12 protein-coding genes, 1 tRNA gene and 1 pseudogene are annotated in these 16,396 nt (G+C 63.3%); 6 read left to right on the top strand and 8 right to left on the bottom strand.

Annotation, left to right across the window (positions count from 1 at the left end; translation table 11 throughout):
* Positions 1–76: 76 nt before the first annotated feature.
* The 5 genes from LFT43_RS03090 to LFT43_RS03070 form a co-directional block, all read right to left on the bottom strand.
* Positions 77–1,333, bottom strand: coding sequence for an NAD(P)/FAD-dependent oxidoreductase (locus LFT43_RS03090; protein ID WP_395801088.1), 1,257 nt, complete (start codon positions 1,331–1,333; stop codon positions 77–79).
* Positions 1,330–2,778 carry an NAD(P)/FAD-dependent oxidoreductase gene (locus LFT43_RS03085; RefSeq protein WP_395801087.1) on the bottom strand — a complete coding sequence of 483 codons (1,449 nt, stop codon included), beginning with the start codon at positions 2,776–2,778 and terminating at the stop codon, positions 1,330–1,332. Before LFT43_RS03085 ends, LFT43_RS03090 begins: the two co-directional genes overlap by 4 nt.
* 17 nt (positions 2,779–2,795) lie before the next feature.
* Complete coding sequence (locus tag LFT43_RS03080; RefSeq protein ID WP_395801086.1) at positions 2,796–4,211, bottom strand: FGGY family carbohydrate kinase; 1,416 nt, start codon at positions 4,209–4,211, stop codon at positions 2,796–2,798.
* Complete coding sequence (locus LFT43_RS03075) at positions 4,208–5,743, bottom strand: amino acid permease (protein ID WP_395801085.1); 1,536 nt, start codon at positions 5,741–5,743, stop codon at positions 4,208–4,210. Before LFT43_RS03075 ends, LFT43_RS03080 begins: the two co-directional genes overlap by 4 nt.
* Positions 5,744–6,298: 555 nt before the next feature.
* Complete coding sequence (locus tag LFT43_RS03070) at positions 6,299–7,084, bottom strand: DeoR/GlpR family DNA-binding transcription regulator (protein WP_395801084.1); 786 nt, start codon at positions 7,082–7,084, stop codon at positions 6,299–6,301.
* A gap of 320 nt (positions 7,085–7,404) precedes the next feature.
* Here LFT43_RS03070 and LFT43_RS03065 point away from each other — a divergent pair, with 320 nt between their 5' ends.
* On the top strand, positions 7,405–7,725 hold the full coding sequence (locus LFT43_RS03065; protein WP_395801083.1) for a hypothetical protein: 321 nt from the start codon (positions 7,405–7,407) through the stop codon (positions 7,723–7,725).
* Position 7,726: 1 nt separating this feature from the next.
* Here LFT43_RS03065 and LFT43_RS03060 read toward each other — a convergent pair.
* Together LFT43_RS03060 and LFT43_RS03055 are read right to left on the bottom strand one after the other, a co-directional pair.
* Positions 7,727–7,800 (bottom strand) — tRNA-Thr (locus LFT43_RS03060).
* Positions 7,801–8,154: 354 nt separating this feature from the next.
* On the bottom strand, positions 8,155–9,033 hold the full coding sequence (locus LFT43_RS03055) for a DsbA family protein (RefSeq protein WP_395801082.1): 879 nt from the start codon (positions 9,031–9,033) through the stop codon (positions 8,155–8,157).
* A 188-nt stretch (positions 9,034–9,221) separates the two neighbouring features.
* On the opposite strand from LFT43_RS03055, the gene LFT43_RS03050 reads away from it, so the two are divergent.
* The 4 genes from LFT43_RS03050 (at position 9,222) to LFT43_RS03035 (ending at position 14,356) form a co-directional block, all read left to right on the top strand.
* On the top strand, positions 9,222–10,712 hold the full coding sequence (locus tag LFT43_RS03050) for a trehalose-6-phosphate synthase (RefSeq protein WP_395801081.1): 1,491 nt from the start codon (positions 9,222–9,224) through the stop codon (positions 10,710–10,712).
* Positions 10,702–11,526, top strand: coding sequence for a trehalose-phosphatase (gene otsB / locus LFT43_RS03045; protein ID WP_395801080.1), 825 nt, complete (start codon positions 10,702–10,704; stop codon positions 11,524–11,526). The genes LFT43_RS03050 and otsB overlap by 11 nt, the downstream gene beginning before the upstream one ends.
* Before the next feature lie 195 nt (positions 11,527–11,721).
* Positions 11,722–12,804, top strand: a complete 1,083-nt coding sequence (locus LFT43_RS03040) for an ABC transporter ATP-binding protein (RefSeq protein ID WP_265981366.1) — start codon at positions 11,722–11,724, stop codon at positions 12,802–12,804.
* A gap of 142 nt (positions 12,805–12,946) precedes the next feature.
* Positions 12,947–14,356, top strand: coding sequence for a DUF4032 domain-containing protein (locus LFT43_RS03035; RefSeq protein ID WP_395801079.1), 1,410 nt, complete (start codon positions 12,947–12,949; stop codon positions 14,354–14,356).
* Between the two features lie 9 nt (positions 14,357–14,365).
* Here LFT43_RS03035 and LFT43_RS03030 read toward each other — a convergent pair whose 3' ends face one another.
* Positions 14,366–15,037, bottom strand: coding sequence for a GntR family transcriptional regulator (locus LFT43_RS03030; protein ID WP_395801078.1), 672 nt, complete (start codon positions 15,035–15,037; stop codon positions 14,366–14,368).
* 262 nt (positions 15,038–15,299) lie between these two features.
* On the opposite strand from LFT43_RS03030, the pseudogene LFT43_RS03025 reads away from it, so the two are divergent.
* Positions 15,300–16,374 (top strand): annotated as a pseudogene (locus LFT43_RS03025) (amidohydrolase family protein).
* The last annotated feature ends 22 nt before the right edge of the window (positions 16,375–16,396 follow it).

The following is a 16,396-nucleotide window of genomic DNA, read 5'->3' as shown; positions in this document are numbered from 1 at the left end:
TGTAGGTTTTGCCCGGTTGGTGCAGGGCATGGTCGGGCCGCGCCCCCAACAGGGGCGCAGCCGGCGGGTGCGGTGACTAGTTGGCGAGGCCGATAGTGACGGCGCCGTCGTTCCAGTTGATCTGGCTGAGCATGCTGGACGGGACACGGAAAACCCGGCCGGGCGCGGCGGGCCACCAAAGCCGCTTCCGGGCAATGACCGTGCCGTTTTGGCGCAGGACTACTTCGGGGAACGGGACGTAGGTGTCGCTCCAGAGCAGAAGCCGACGGCGGGGCGGCGCGGGGTCGTGTTGGCGCAACAGGGCCGGTGCTACCCACCTGAACGGGGCATCGGCCGTCAGGCTGAGCGGTGCTCCCGCCGGCCGATCGCCCCGGAGGTAGCTGACAACATGCTCGGCTACGGCAGCGCCGTCGAGAGCCGCCACATCGGCGGTATCCACGGGATGCAGCATGTTGCCGATGGCGAAAATGCCGGCCTTGTTGGTCCGCAGGGCGGCATCCACCATCGGCGATTTGCTGACCGGGTCAATGTCGACGTCGGCCGCACGGGCGAGTTCGTTGTCCGGGATCCAGTCGCCGGTGAGGATGACTGTGTCGCAGTCGACGATCCGTCGTTGACCGGTGTCAATGATCTCGATCTCCACACCCTGAACGTTCGGCTTCCCGATGATCCGTGTGACCCTTGTGCGCGTGGCCACCTTCGTGCCGAAGAACAGCCTTCCGGGTCCGCTGAATAGCCGGTAGGCATCTGCCTTCGGGTATTCGGTGGTCATCAGTACCGTCTTGCACTTGACGTGCTTCAAAGTCATCGCAGCCGACCAACTGACCAACTCGGCACCGACGACTACAGCCCGTTTGCCGACCTTTCCGTGCTTGAGGTGGATGATGTTCTGCAGGTGCCCGGTGGTGTAAACACCTTTGCCACGATCGCCAGGGATCAGCCGGGCAGGACGGGGCCGTTCCCTGGCTCCGGTGGCGAGAATGACTACCTCCGCATCGACGCGCACCCGCCCGTCGGGCATGGTGACGTTGACGGAGCGCTCTCCGGCCCAGTCGGTGACCATGGCGTTGGTGAGGATCCTCGCGCCGGCAGCGGTGGCCTGCTCGCGCAGAATACGGGCGTATTTGGGGCCGTCGATGAACTTGCCCATGTCACGGATTCCGTAGCCGGGATGGTCGCTGTGCCGCGGGATGCCGCCGGCGGCACTTTCCCGTTCAAGGACGAGGACTTCGCCGCTCACGCGCGGAGCCAATTCGGCTGCGGCGCGCAGGCCGGACGGTCCGGCGCCGATGATCAGGACGGTCGGGGTCAGGACCGTGCCGTTGGTGCTCACTTGGGGACCTCCACGCTGGCAACTTTTGCCTTCGGATTAACTGGGGCGTTGGCGCTCTTGCCGCGGGATTCGAGCAGCTCGCTTACTTCCGCGCCACAGAAGAATCCCTGGCATCGACCGTTTTGGGCGCGGGTCCGGCGGCGCAGCCCGTCCAGTGTGCACGGCGGTATGGGGGAACTGAAGGTGTCGCGGATTTCCCCGGCAGTGACACGTTCGCAGAAGCACACGATCTTCCCGTAAGCAGGATCTTCCGCGATCCTCGCTGCGTCTTGGTAAGGGCGGACGAAAGCTTCGCCGATGTTGGGCATGTGTGGTGGTTCGGGCAGGTCGCCGCGCTCGACGAGCTGGATGGCGCCCGATGCCCTGAGGAGTTCGTCGACGTACTCGGCAACGGCGATGCCGGAGGTCAGGCCGGTGGAGCGGATGCCGCCGGCGATCACGTATTGCTGCTCCGTGTCGACCTCGACGAGGTAGTCGGGGTAATCGCTGGCTGCGCGTAGCCCGGCATAAGTGGCCGTTACCTCTTCTTCCAGGAGTTTGGGCATGATCTTCTCGCCCTTGCCCCTCAGGAAGGCGAATCCGCTCTCGGACGTTCCCGTGTCGGTGCGGTCGGTGAGGTCTTCGGCGGTGGGGCCCAGCATCACGTTGCCGTAAATGGTGGGGCTGACCAGCACGCCTTTGCCCAATGCCGTTGGCACCGGCAGAACGATTTTGTCCACAAGGGGCCGTGCCTGCTTGTCGTACACCAACAGCTCACCGCGTCGGGGGGTCAGGTGAATCCGGTCATAGCCGAAGAGCTGGTCGATCGTGTCCCCGCCCAGCCCGGCGGCGTTGATCACCCAGCGGGCGCTGATCCGGTCGATGCTTGTGTAAAGGTGCGTGACGCCGTCGACCCTCTCGATGCTGGCAACGCGACGTCGGAGCAGGAGTTCCGTCCCCCGCTGCACAGCTTCAGTGGCGAGGGCAAGGTTGGTAGTCCAGGTGCAGATGATGGACTCGTCCGGGACGGAGAGTCCGGCCAAGGCGCCCTTGCCCAGGTGGGGCAGGAGCCGGTAGATTTCCGCAGCGTCGATGATTTCGGTTTTGGGGTATCCGTTTTGCTCGGCCTTTACCTTCAGGCCGGGCAGGGCGTCGCGCTGCTCGTCATCCCACGCCACAAGGATGGCACCGGTGTGCTCGACCGGAATTCCCGTCTGCTTGGCGTACTCGGAAAGCAAGTGGTACCCCTCGTGCACCATCTTCGACTCAAGGGTTCCGGGCTTGGCGTCGAATCCTGTGTGCAGGATCGCCGTGTTGGCCTTGCTCGTGCCGTCCCCTACGTCTTCGCGTGCGTCGAGGAGCGCGACGCTGAGCCGGTACCCGGCCAGCTTCCGTGCGATGGCTGAACCCACAATGCCGGCACCGATCACGGCGACATCGTAGGTTTTGTTCTGGGTGTTGCTCATTCGGGTGTTCTCCTTCGTCACCGGGTTGCCTCGACGGCGGTTGCCCACCGTGCGCGGAACTCGGCTGCTTGGTCTGCTGACCACTTCGGTTCATAGACAGTGCTGGGGCTCCAGGGAACGACGGCGTCCTGGAGTGGGATGGATGGTTCAAGGGCCACTCTGGCCAGCGCTGCCGCGCCCAGGGGCGTAGCGTGCTGGGAGGGGTAGACGTCGATCTCTATCTGCATGAGATCGGCGACGGCCTGCATCAGAACACGGCTTTGCGTCAGCCCGCCGTCGGCCCGCAGCCGCTGGAGTGGATGGCCGATGTCTGAAGCGACAAGTAAGCCCAGCTCAGCGACCTGCGCGGCGATACCCTGCAGGACTGCGAGCACGATGTGTTCCGGCCCGGTGGACAGGGTCATTCCCGTGAGGGAGGCTTTGGCTTCCGGACTCCACCATGGTGCGGCCAGGCCCGCGAAAGCAGGGACGCTGAGCACGCCGCCGGAGTCTGCGGCGGCTACGACGTCGAGCTCTGAAGCTGACTTGATGAAGCCCATTCCTTGGAGCCACCTGACGGCGGAGGCCGCCGTGTACACCTGTCCGTCAAAGCAGTAGGTGGGCTTGTCTTTGACAGTCCAGGCAACCGATGCGGCGAGTCCGGCCGTCGAGCGTGTTGCCGATGTTCCCGTGTTGGCCAGCAGGAACGCGCCCGTGCCGAAGGTGCACTTCGCTTCGCCGGCTTCGAGGCAATTCTCGGCCAGGAGCGCCGCCTGCTGATCCACAATCAGACCGCCGACGGCCATCAACCCGCCGAAGGCACTCGTCGAGCCTGCGATCGCGTCGGACGGCAGAATCCTGGGAAGCTTTTCGTCGCCCAGTTCGAACAAATCCAGCAGCTCATGGTCCCATTCCCTGCTGTCCAGACTGGTCGCCAGGGACCGACTGGCCGTGCTGACATCCGTGACGAATTCCCCGGTCAAATGGTGGATGAGCCAGCTGTCGGAGGTGGTGACCACACCGTCCCGGGTGACGTATTTCCGGATCCAGGCCTGCTTGGGGGCGGAGAAGTACGGGTCGAGGATGAGTCCGGTGCGGCTTGCGAATTCATCGCGATGGTCTGCAAGGCCGGCGCAGATGCTTTCGGCGCGCCGGTCCTGCCAGACGATCATGTTGGAGAGCGGCTTGCCGGTCGCCGGGTCCCAGGCCAGGACGGTTTCGCCTTGGTTGGCGATGGTGACGATATCGATCAGTGCAGAGGATTGGGCGACGGCGGCCCTTCCGGTTTGAAGGACGGAGTCGAGCAGTTCCTGCGGGTCCTGTTCGACGCCGCTGCCGGTCAGGTAGTGCGGCCGGACTGCTTGTTCGGCCAGGCCCAGGACTTTGCCGTCTTCAGACACGACGACCGCTTTGGTTCCGGACGTGCCCTGGTCGATGGATAGAACGGTGGTCACTTGCCCTGCGCCCTTTCGGAATGTTTGGCGTCGGCGTCCAACTCGGCATCGATCGAGTGCAGATCGGGCATGGCGAGTCCGGACGGACCGCCGCGTCGGATCAGCAGGAAGACCAGGTAGACAGCGCCGATTGCCACCATGATGGCAACGTACAACCAAGAGTTGATGAAGGATGCATCCCTGAAAACAGAGAGCATGAAGATCAGCCACACGGCTGCGATGATGATGACTGGCACCTCGAACTTGCCCAAGGTGAATCCCTTGCTCGGGGGAAGGCTCTTGCGCTTGACGATATACAGAAGGACCGTAGCCGCGTAGATGACTGCGGGCAGCAGGGTAGCGGCACCGAAGAGGCTGAAGAGCGCGTCGGTCTGGAAGGCGAAGAGGCCGAGGATCAGTTCCCCAAGGACGAACATGAGTCCGGTTGCCGCGGTGGGGGTTCCGAAGCGCGGGGACACTTTGCGCCACACGGCGTGGCCCGGGAAGCGGTCGTCGCGGGACATTGCCCACACGAGCCGGACTCCGGTCATGAGGATCACCATGCCGCAGGCAAAGATTGCGATGACGACCATCACCAGCAGCGCGGTGCCTACGACCGGGCCAAGAACACGGTTGATGACGTCGGCAACGGGAGTTCCGGACGCGGCCAGGGTCGCGGGATCGCCGGCCAGCATGGTGATGGCCAGGAGGAAGAGGAAGCCCAGGATGCCCGAAGCGAGCACGGCTTGCCACATGGCGCGGGGCACCACCCGGGCTGGTTCCTTGGTTTCTTCGGCGAGGTTGGCGGCGGATTCGAATCCAACGATCGTGAACGCGCCCAGCAAAGTCCCCATCATCCAAGGCCCCACGTGGAGCAAGGACCCGACGCTGAAGTAATCCTGCGCAGGGAGGGCCCCGGTGGAGAACAGATTGTCCACGTTCAGTTCCTTCGCGACCGCGCCAACGACGATGAGCAGCACGACGAGCAGGATCATGCCGATGAGTTCGGCGGAGACGGCGAAGTTGTTCACCCGCTCTGTCCAGCGCGTGGAAAACGCAACCAACAGTGCTTGCAAGGCCAGCACAATGCTGGTGATCAGCCATGCGTTCGCAGGGGTTCCCTCGTAGCCGAGGAGAACAGGCAGGACCGTTGATGCGATGGTGTAGTCGACCGCGACCACGACGATTGCGAGGAACGTGAAGGAGATCCAGCCCATGATCCAACCTAGTACCGGGTTGGCCAGGCGCGACATCCACTGGTAGGAGTAGCCGGTCACCGGGATGCGGGCCGCCAACGAGCCGAAAATGAGCGCGACCATGAGTTGCCCGACCGTGACGATCGGCCAGGTCCAAATGCCCGCAGGACCGGAGCTGTTGAGAACTGCGCCATAGGTGGTGAAGATGCCTGTGGCTATGGAAACGAACGCGAAAGCGACGGCAAAAGAGGCAAATCTGCCCGTGCCACGCTTCATTTCCTGCTTGTAGCCGTACTCTTCAACGTCGGTGTCCGTGCCTGGCACGAAACTGCCTGCCGGTGGGGGGTTGTGTGTCATTTGGAGCGAATGTCCTTCGATGAGGGCCCGTCGGAGCGTCGTTGCTGGGTTAGGCCGGGCGCGGGGTGTTGGTTCATTGGAATTGGTTGTTCCGTGGTGCCTCATGTTCATGGCGACATGACAGCGGCCGGATGAGGCCTACGAGGCGCTGGAAGCCACGTGCGTTGGAATCGCATCCACGTTTTGTGTGGATTTATGAGGATTCATAAGGAAAAGTATGGATCCGCGAGGCCGGTGCGTCAAGGGGTATCTGTTGCGATTGTCACAATCACCAAGATTTTCCTTGATTTCATGCGCATCAGCGGCGAAAGTCGGCCGACACATGTCCACATATTTCCACGACTGCCCTCCTCGAAAGCCCGAACGAGGAGCGCAGGTGCAGGGCCCTTGGAGGCTTACGTTCCTCCAAGGCGGAGGGTCTTGGGCGATCTAAACGTTGGGCGGCCTAAACACAGATACCCCGCACTTTCGTACGGGGTATCTTGACTGTGCAATCGGAGCGGGCCCGGACCGGCCGGATACAAGTAGCTGCGGTGTTGGTCGGAACTAGTCGGACTACTCCCCCGGACTGCCACCCTGGAAGACTTCAAGACCGGCCTCTTTCAGAGACTTGATGCGGGCACTACTGGCCTTGCTATCGGTAACTACCCCTCGAATTTCGTCAAGGTCACAGACATGGCGGACAGCAACGCGTCCCAGCTTGTCGCCGACCGCCAGAACGTAGGTCTTTGCGGACTTGGCAATCATCAGTTGCTTGATTGCCACGTCCTCGGATGAATAATCGGTGAGGCCTGCCCGGACATCCACTCCTCCTGCGCCAAGGAAGGCCCAGTTCGCATTAAAGCTTCGGACCTGGGCAAGGGCGTCGGGACCGTATGTCGTCATCTCCCCCGCGCGCACACGACCACCAAGCACATACAGTTCGACCTCTGGACGGTCGCTGAGGATGGAACCCACCACCAGGCTATTGGTGATGACGATGCCGTGAAACGTTGGGGAGAGTGCCCTCGCCGCGGCTTCCACGGTGGTTCCGACATCAAGGAAGATCGTGTCGGCATCGTCGACCAGCGCAGCAGCCGCCGCCCCGATCTCTTCCTTCTCTCGCGGGTTTTCCATGGAGCGGTTGGCCCTGTCGGGTTCACTATCTGTCACTTTGACAGGAGGCATGGCCCCACCATGGATGCGTTTGAGCTCCCCGGAGCGCTCCAAGGCCATAAGGTCCCTGCGCACGGTTTCTCCGGAGACAGACATCATGGACGCAATGTCGGCGGGCCTCAGGAATTCCCCTTCGCTCACAAGTTCAAGGATTCTTCGACGCCTGACCTCGGGGGGCTCCTTCATTGGACTAACCATCGCCTTCAGCGCCCTCTACTCATTGGCTTCTGCCCGGCTTCGCCGGTACACCGGTGCATCGGCTGGGGCCAGCCTCAGCCTAGCCAAAGCTGCTATTCAGGATGCAATTCTGTGTGTATCATACGAATTTGCAACAATTTCCACAACTTGCCAACCGAACGCCTCTGAAGAGTTCAACCGGGCACGCTCCGACGTCGGCCGCCCGGGGGCTCGAGCAACAGGCCTCAATTCCAAGGAAGGCTCCAAGGCGAACAACGTCGGCAAAACGTCGCGGTCGGAAGGCGGCTGGCGCCATCGGTTACCCCCGGGTGACGCTCAAGACGTTCCGCAAGGCAAACGCCACGATCAACGCCCGGATGATGGGAGTTGAAGCAACGGCATACCAAGCAGGCCACTCCAAGGTTTCGATGACGCAGAAACACCACGTCGAGGAATACAAAGAAGCCCTGAACACCCGCGGCGCACTCAATGCGTTCAACCCCGATCCGCCAAAGCCCCCGGGCATGGCATATAGCCGAGAGTGGGCTCACACCGAAGCTGAATCTAGTGAGTTTATGGTGGGTCACGGTTGGAATGAGCACTTTTCGCTCTTCCCGCAGGAACAAACCCGCAGGTCAAAGCCAAACTAAGAGCCCCCTGTCGGATTCGAACCGACGACCCCCGCTTTACAAGAGCGGTGCTCTGGCCAACTGAGCTAAGGAGGCGTGCCCCGGCGGACCGGAGCTGGCGCCCGGCGGACCGGGACTGATGCTCCGGCAAGCCGGAGCTGGTGCGCACGAGCGCTAGATAAGGGTAGCCCAAGACCTCCCGCCCACGGAAATTCCGCGACGGCCAGGGGCCAAGGCGGCGCCCGGCGGCCGCCACCCGCCATCGGGCGCTCAGACCCGCACCGCAAGCCCCGCACCCGCCGGCCCCCACCGCCGTCGGCCGCTCAACCCCCGCAGCAAGGCCCGCGCCTGGCGAACCGGACAAAAACCAAAACGCCGGCCCGGTCGGTACTCACCGTCCTAAGACAGCGAGCACCGCCCGGGCCGGCATCAAAATTCCCGCAGACCGATCTACTTCTTCGCGGCCGCAGCGGTGTTCAGGTCGGCAATGAGGTCCGTCTTGCCGTCCCATTGCTTGCCTTCGACGAAGACCGTGGGCGTACCGGTGACTCCGATGACCGCAGCCTCCTTTGTAACGACCTTGACGAACGGCCGGTAGGTCTTGCTGTCCACGCAGGAGTCAATGTTTGCTGCGCCTGCTTCCGTGGCCATCTTCTTGAGGTCGTTGTCCGAAAGGCCCACGCTACCCTCAGCGGGCTGGCGTGCGAACAGCAGGTCAACGAAGGCCGAGTACTTGTCCGGCGAAGAGTTCACAACGCAAGCCGCGGCATTGGCGGCACGGGAGGAGTAGTTGGTGCTGGAGCTGGCGTCCAGGAAGCCGAGCGGACGGTACTCCAGGCTGATCTTGCCATCGTTGCGCAGCTGGGTCAGCTGCTGGTTGTACGTGGCTTCGAAGTTCTTGCAGACCGGGCAGATGAAGTCGATGTAGGCCACTACTTTGACCGGCTTGCCAGCCTCGGCCTCGGCACCGGGAGCGGTCACCGTGGCGGGCGGGGTGGCTGGGGCTGACGGCAGGGACGCCAGGTCGACCGTGGCTGCCGCGGCCTTCGTCACGTCGGTGCCCTTCAGGAGGGTGACGCCGCCGTGCACGTTGGAGTTGGCAGGCGTCGGGCCTTGATCGGCAATGGGAGCGTTGTTGGCAATGTTCTGGCTGACTACCAGGGCAACCACTGCGAGGATCGCCACGACGGCAACCACAATGCCCCACCCGATGAGCAACTTGTTGCGCTTGTCCTTCTTCAGCTGAGCTTCGCGGATCTCGCGGGCCTTTTCGCGGGCCTGGGCGGTGCGCTCTGCCTTGGACAGGCGTGGTTCGTTTGCGGGGCTCATCAGTTCCTCGTGATTGATCGACGGCGTTGGTCTAGTTGGGTCTAGCTTTGGCAACGGGGCCAGTTTACGGGAGAAGACTGACAGCCAAGCTGGGGCCTTGGACTCCAGTCTGAGGAACGAGCAAGTGTCCTTGATGATTCCCGCCGGTAGGGTGGGATGTGAGTCACAAGCAACCCCAGGGGGCAGCAATGCAAGTACCGGCAAGCGAAAAAATCGACGTCGCACCCGAGGGCAGACCGGCGCAAAAGTCGGCGAAGTACGATTTCATGGTGGTCTCCAACCGCCTTCCGGTGGACCGTTTCCCCAGCGATGGCGGGGATAACGCGGCCGAGGGATGGCGCCGCTCCCCTGGTGGCCTGGTTACGGCCCTCGCCCCGATGATGACAAAGACCGACGGCGCGTGGGTGGGCTGGCACGGCGCCCCGGACGAACCCCTTGAGCCTTTCAGTCACAGCGGTATGGACTTGGTTCCCGTGGACCTCAGTACCGATGATGTTGAGCTCTATTACGAAGGCTTCTCCAACGCCACCCTCTGGCCGCTGTACCACGACGTCATCGCCCCGCCGGAGTTCCACCGCGCATGGTGGGATAGCTACCGCCGGGTCAACCGCCGGTTCGCCGACGCCGTCATCCGGCACGCGGACCGCGGAGCCACCGTGTGGGTACAGGACTACCAACTTCAGCTCGTGCCGAGCATGCTCCGCCAGGCGCGCCCGGACCTACGGATCGGTTTCTTCAACCACATCCCGTTCCCACCGCCGGAAATCTTCGCCCAGCTGCCGTGGCGCCAGGCCATCATCGAAGGCCTGCTGGGCGCCGACCTGGTGGGCTTCCAGCGCCCCAGCGACGCGGCGAACTTCATGCGCTCGGCGCGCCGCTTCATCGGCGCCAGCGTCAAGCAGCAGCAGATCCACGTCAAAGGACCGGAGGGCCAGATTACGCATATTGCCCGCGCGCAAGCGTTCCCGATCTCCATCGCCGTGGATCAGATCAGCGAACTCGCCGAGCGCCCGGAGATCATCGAGCGCGCCCGGCAGATCCGCCAGGACCTCGGCAACCCCAAAACCATCCTCCTGGGCGTGGACCGCCTGGACTACACCAAGGGCATTCCGCACCGTTTGAAGGCCTTTGAGGAACTCCTCAAGGAAGGCCGCCTCACGGTGGAAGACGCCACGCTGATCCAGGTGGCGAGCCCCAGCCGCGAGCGCGTGCGGCAGTACCGGCTCCTGCGCGAGGAAATCGAAGGCACCGTGGGCCATATCAACGGCAGCTACGACACCATGCAGAACACCGCCATACGCTACCTTCACCACAGCTACCCGATCGAAGAGATGGTGGCCCTGTACCTTGCCGCCGACGTCATGCTGGTCACGGCATTGCGGGACGGCATGAACCTCGTGGCCAAGGAGTATGTCACCGCCCGGACAAACAACACGGGAGCCTTGGTCCTCAGTGAATTCACGGGTGCCGCAGATCAACTCAAGCAAGCACTCCTCATGAATCCGCATGACATCGACGGGCTCAAGAACACCATCATGAGGGCCGTGCACCTGCCCCCGAATGAATCCCGCCGTCGGATGAAGTCCATGCGCAAACAAATCCTCGACCACGACGTCGATCATTGGTCCGCCGAATTCCTCTCGGCCCTAGCAGAAACCGTGGTACGCGATGACACGTGAAACAGCGGGCACTCCCCCTCTGAGCTTGTCCCCTGAACTGCTCGACGCCGTCCGCCGGATCGCCGGAACAGATCACCTTTTGGTGGCGATGGACTTTGACGGCACCATCTCCCCGATCGTGGACCACGCCGACGCCGCGCGCCCGCTCCAGCGGTCGGCCACCGCTTTCGCTGAACTCGCCAAACTTCCGAGGACGACGACGGCGCTCATCTCCGGGCGCGCATTGGCCAGTTTGCGGGCGGTCGCCTCGCCGCCCGAGGCCACGCTGCTGATTGGCAGCCACGGCGCGGAGGCCTGGCTGGGCCCCGGTTCGGCGGAACTCCAGCTTGACGACACCCAACGGGAACTCCTCGCCGAAGTCCGCGAGGTCTTGGCCGGAATCTCGCAGGAAGCTCCGGGGACAGTCCTCGAAGACAAACCGGCCGGCGTCGTACTCCACACGAGGCGTGCAGCAGACGACGTGGCGGAGGACGCTGTTTCCGCTGCCAGGACGGTCCTTGAAGGCCGTCCAGGAGTCTTCCTCAAGAACGGCAAGCGGGTCCTTGAGACCTCGGTGGTGCATTCCTCCAAAGGCGAGGCCGTCGATTTCCTGCGCCAGGTGACCGGCGCCACCGGAATCCTTTTTGCGGGCGACGATGTCACTGATGAAGACGCGATTGCCAGGCTGGGCGCTGGGGATGTCGGCGTGAAAGTCGGGCTGGATTTCACCCAGGCCGAGTTCCGCATCGAAGCCCCCGTTCACGTCGCCGAACTCTTGGAAGCGGTCCTTCGCGAACGGCGCCGCGAAGTCTCGAGAGACTCATCTCACATGTGACGTTCGTAACATTTGGGCGAATACAGCGGGCTGCTGCCATACTCTTCGTTGTGATGTGACGCACAACTACCGTGCGGTGTCACTCGAACTCCCCTGCCTGGGCTCCTGCCCAGGGCGGGGAGTCCAACTTAATAAACATGAACCATTCACAACGGATCGTCCGGCACGTACCTGCCGGTGAAGGGATTGATAACTGTGGCTACAGTTACTTTTGATAACGCTACGCGTCTGTACCCGGGCACAGATAAGCCCGCCGTCGATAAGCTCAACATCGACATCGCCGATGGCGAATTCCTGGTCCTCGTTGGACCCTCCGGTTGCGGCAAGTCCACCTCGCTGCGCATGCTCGCAGGCCTTGAGGATGTGAACTCCGGCCGCATTCTGATCGGCGACCGGGACGTCACGGACGTCCCGCCGAAGGACCGCGACATCGCCATGGTCTTCCAGAACTACGCCCTGTACCCGCACATGACCGTTGCGGACAACATGGGCTTCGCACTCAAGATCGCCGGTGTCTCCAAAGAAGAGCGTGCCGAGCGCGTCCGCGAAGCAGCCAAGCTTCTTGACCTCGAGCTCTACCTGGACCGCAAGCCGAAGGCGCTCTCCGGTGGTCAGCGCCAGCGCGTTGCCATGGGCCGCGCAATCGTCCGTAACCCGCAGGTCTTCCTCATGGATGAGCCGCTTTCCAACCTGGACGCCAAGCTCCGCGTCCAGACCCGCACCCAGATCGCTTCCCTGACCCGCCGCCTCGGCGTCACCACGGTCTACGTGACCCACGACCAGGTCGAGGCCATGACCATGGGTGACCGGGTTGCCGTCCTCAAGGACGGCCTGCTGCAGCAGGTAGACACCCCGCGCAACCTGTACGACCGCCCGAAGAACGTCTTCGTGGCCGGCTTCATCGGCTCCCCCGCCATGAACCTGCTGGAACTGCCGGTCGTCGACGGCGGCGTCCAGTTCGGTGGAACGGTTTACCCGGTTCCGCACAACGTTCTCGAAGAGGCCCACGGCAAGACCGTCACGCTCGGTTCCCGTCCGGAAGACCTTGAGACCGTTGGTGCCGGCGAAGGCCTTGAAGTTGAGGTTGACGTTGTCGAAGAGCTCGGTGCCGACGCCTACGTCTACGGCCACACCACGCTTGATGGCAAGAGCCACGACATCGTGGCCCGCGTCGACGGCCGCCGTCCCCCGATGAAGGGCGAGTCCATCTTCGTTCGTCCGCAGTCGGGCCACGTGCACCTGTTCGACACCAAGACTGGCCTGCGTCTGGGCGACTAGTCCCCACCGGCACCCTAACCTCGCTCCGCTTCGGCCAGGGAACCCTGCCGGCGTGGGCCCAGGTAAATCGCACGGCGGCCCTTCCGAGTGGACGGGCCGCCGTCGTCGTTAACAGCAGCCTCCATACGGAAGAATTGACTCCATGAGCGAGCAAAGCGGTGCCAAGTGGCATGACGAACCCACCGACTACGCGCAGATCGGCAAACTCCCGCGCACCGAGGCCGCGAGCGCCAATGACGTCGCGCCACCGGCGGGTGTGATCGGCTCCCTCAATATCACCGCTGCAGCGGCGGATCCCGAGCTCCTGGACCTGCCGTGGCACATCGCGCTCGAGGACTGGCCTACCAAGAACCTCGCTGCCCTGCCCCGCGGTATTTCCCGCCACATCGTGCGTTTCGCGCACTTGGGCGGTTCCGTCATAGCCATCAAGGAAACGTCCGAGCACGTTGCCCGGCACGAGTACCACATGCTCCGCAAGCTGGCCCGGATGGACGTACCCTGCGTCGAGCCGGTTGCCGTCATAACCGGCCGAACCACCGTTGACGGCAGGCCGCTCAACCCCGTGCTGGTCACCCGGCACCTCAAGTTCTCCATGCCGTACCGCGCGCTCTTCTCGCAGATGCTGCGCCGGGACACCCTCACCAGGCTTATTGACGCCCAAGCGCTGCTGCTGGTGCGCCTGCACCTGATCGGTTTCTATTGGGGCGACGTTTCCTTGTCCAATACCCTCTTCCGTCGGGACGCCGGCGCGTTCGCCGCGTACCTGGTGGACGCCGAAACCGGGGAGCTGTACCCGGATCTTTCGGTGGGCCAGCGCGAGTACGATCTCGAGATTGCCCGCGTCAACATTGCCGGTGAACTGATGGACCTGCTCGAAGGCGGCCTGATCGAGGAGAAGGTGGATCCGGTAGCGACGTCGGAGCTCATCATGGACTCGTACCGCCGGCTATGGGCCGAACTCACCGAAAAGGAATCGTTTGAGCTCGGCGAGCGTTGGCGCGTGGGCGCGCGCATCCGCCGCCTCAACGAACTGGGCTTCGACGTCGAGGAATATGTCATCAAGACCACCGCGGACGGCTCCACCATCCAGCTTCAACCCAAGGTCGTCGACGCTGGGCACCACCAGCGGCGGCTGCTCCGCCTCACGGGCTTGGACGCCCAGGAGAACCAGGCCCGCCGGCTGCTCAATGACATGGATTCATTCCGGGCGGACAACAATCCGGACATGGACGAGGAAATCAGCGCCCACACCTGGGTCAGCCAGATCTTCGAGCCCATTGTCCGGTCCATCCCGCGCGACCTCGCAGGCAAGCTGGAACCGGCAGAAGTAGTCCACGAAGTCCTTGAGCACCGCTGGTACATGAGCCAGAAGCAGGACAGCCACATCCCCTTGGCCGAAGCCGTGCAGTCCTACTTGGACACCGTGCTGCGCCACCGGCGCGACGAGGCAGCCATCATGCTCAATCCGGACACGGCGTTACTGAAGATCCTGGAAGCGGAAACCGAGGAATCCCGGTACGAGCAGGACGAATACCCGGATTCGGACGATTAGCGCGGGGGTTTAGGGCTCCAGCGTCTCCGCGAGTCCCGCCAACACGGGTTCGCGTCCCAGTTCGATGTGTGAATACGCCAAGGTGTAGGCCAGGTCCGGCTTGCCGCCAAGGATGGCGTTGCACAGTTCCATGTGCTCGTCGCGCTGGAGTTCGTTGCTTCGGTTGTGGGCCAACCCGAAGATCCAGCGCATGCGGCCAAACAGCGGCTTGACGGATTCGATGAGTAGCCGGTTGCCGGAGAGTCGCACGATTTCGGCGTGAAACGCCGCACTAAGGCGCACGACGTCGTCAGTCCGGGCGTCGTCGATCGCTTCCCTTGCGTCGTCCAGCAGTTCTTGGAGGCGCCCGCCCGGCTCACCCGCCGCGACGCGGACGGCCGCCATGCGGGCGGCAAACGTTTCCAGGCACAACCGGACGTCGAAGAGTTCATTGACGTCGGTGAGCGTCAATTTGCGCACTACTGCACCCCTGCGGGGGAACGTCTCCACGAAGCCATCCTGCTCAAGGCGTTGGATGGCTTCGCGCACGGGGATTCGCGAAACGTTGTAGAGCTCAGAAAGCTCCCTCTCGCGCAGCCGTACGCCCTGCTCGTATTTCCCGGCTACGATTCCCTCGAGAACCAGCTGGTAGACCTGTTCAGCGCGGGCCTCGTCGTCGCGACCATTCAGGGTTTCCGACATAGGCTTTGGCCACCCTTCCATTCCCCATTGTCTTCGTCCGTGGAGTGCAGTTGTCCTTGGAGCAGGGCGGACGTCGCTGCTCACGCGCTCCAACCGAGCATACACGGGCGGAAACAGCTCTTCGGCTCTCCTCCGGACGAGTCCCTGACCGAATACCCGGATAGGTTGTTTGGTATCCCAAATACTAGAATGCTTGTGATCTACATCGCACCAAACGTGCTCTACGCTTTTTTGGTATACATACCATCTGAGGAGCAACACATTGAACACCCTGATCCGCGCCGTCCGACCCTGGGGACAAGCGCTGAGCGACGTCCTCATCATGGACGGCAAGATCGCCGACGTCGAACCGCATGACCCGGCGCGCGCCGCCGCGGCTGGCGGCGTAACCGTCGTCGAAGGCCGTGGCCGTCTGCTGGTGCCGTCGTTCTCGGACGTCCACGTGCATTTGGACTCCACCCGCATCGGGCTGCCGTTCCGCGAACACACCGGCGGCCCCGGCGTGTGGACCATGATGATGAACGACCGCAAGAACTGGCGCAACGCCGAAGTCCCGCTCCAGGAACGAGTCAACAACACCCTCGGCCGGATGATCGCGCGCGGCACCACCCGTGTCCGTTCCTATGCCCAGATCGATGTCGACTGCCGCCTTGAGCGCTTCGACGCCGTGATGCAGCCTGGACCGCGACCCGGCGAGGCACCTGGACATCGTGTTCGGTCTGGCCGAAAAGTACCAGGTCCCCATTGACATCCATCTCCATGAGCCAGGCGAACTAGGCGTCTTCAGCACGGACCTGGTGATCGAGCGCACCCGCGCACTTGGCATGCAAGGCAAAGTCACCATGTCCCACGCTTACCAGCTGGGCAGCGTCTCCGAGGCCACTACGCGCCGCCTCATTGAGGAGTTCGCCGAGCTGGATATCTCCATGGCGTCTGTGGCGCCGTCGGTCTCCGGCCAGCTGCCCATCCCGCTGCTCGCCGAGGCGGGCGTCCGCATGGGCTTGGGCGAGGATGGCCAGCGTGATTACTGGTCCCCCTACGGCAACACGGACATGCTGGACCGCACCTGGCAGCTGGCCTTCACCAACGGCTTCCGCAAGGACGAGCTCATTGAGCACTGCCTCGCGATCGTAACGGTTGGCGGCGCCAGCATCTTGGACCCCTCTGCCACCCGACTGAAGGGCACGGCACGCCGCCCCGGCGTCGAGGTCGGCGATCCTGCCGAGCTCCTGCTGCTCGACGGCGAATCGGTCGCCTCCGCCGTCATGGACCGCGGCGCCGATCGTACGGTGATCCACCGCGGCACGGTCGTGGCAGACCAGCTCAAACTCGTCTAAGCCACCTGCAAAAAAGTGGCCG

The sequence above is a fragment of the Arthrobacter sp. FW306-04-A genome, assembly GCF_044358315.1.
Taxonomy (GTDB): domain Bacteria; phylum Actinomycetota; class Actinomycetes; order Actinomycetales; family Micrococcaceae; genus Arthrobacter.
The sequence above is the reverse complement of the archived record's forward strand: the minus strand, read 5'-3'. Positions and strand labels throughout refer to the sequence as shown.

Coding starts and splice junctions, on each gene's coding strand:
- LFT43_RS03050 (WP_395801081.1), top strand. CDS start 9,222: ATGCAAGTACCGGCAAGCGAAAAAATCGACGTCGCACCCGAGGGCAGA.
- LFT43_RS03055 (WP_395801082.1), bottom strand. CDS start 9,033: ATGAGCCCCGCAAACGAACCACGCCTGTCCAAGGCAGAGCGCACCGCC.
- LFT43_RS03035 (WP_395801079.1), top strand. CDS start 12,947: ATGAGCGAGCAAAGCGGTGCCAAGTGGCATGACGAACCCACCGACTAC.
- otsB (WP_395801080.1), top strand. CDS start 10,702: ATGACACGTGAAACAGCGGGCACTCCCCCTCTGAGCTTGTCCCCTGAA.
- LFT43_RS03085 (WP_395801087.1), bottom strand. CDS start 2,778: ATGAGCAACACCCAGAACAAAACCTACGATGTCGCCGTGATCGGTGCC.
- LFT43_RS03070 (WP_395801084.1), bottom strand. CDS start 7,084: ATGAAGGAGCCCCCCGAGGTCAGGCGTCGAAGAATCCTTGAACTTGTG.
- LFT43_RS03030 (WP_395801078.1), bottom strand. CDS start 15,037: ATGTCGGAAACCCTGAATGGTCGCGACGACGAGGCCCGCGCTGAACAG.
- LFT43_RS03075 (WP_395801085.1), bottom strand. CDS start 5,743: ATGACACACAACCCCCCACCGGCAGGCAGTTTCGTGCCAGGCACGGAC.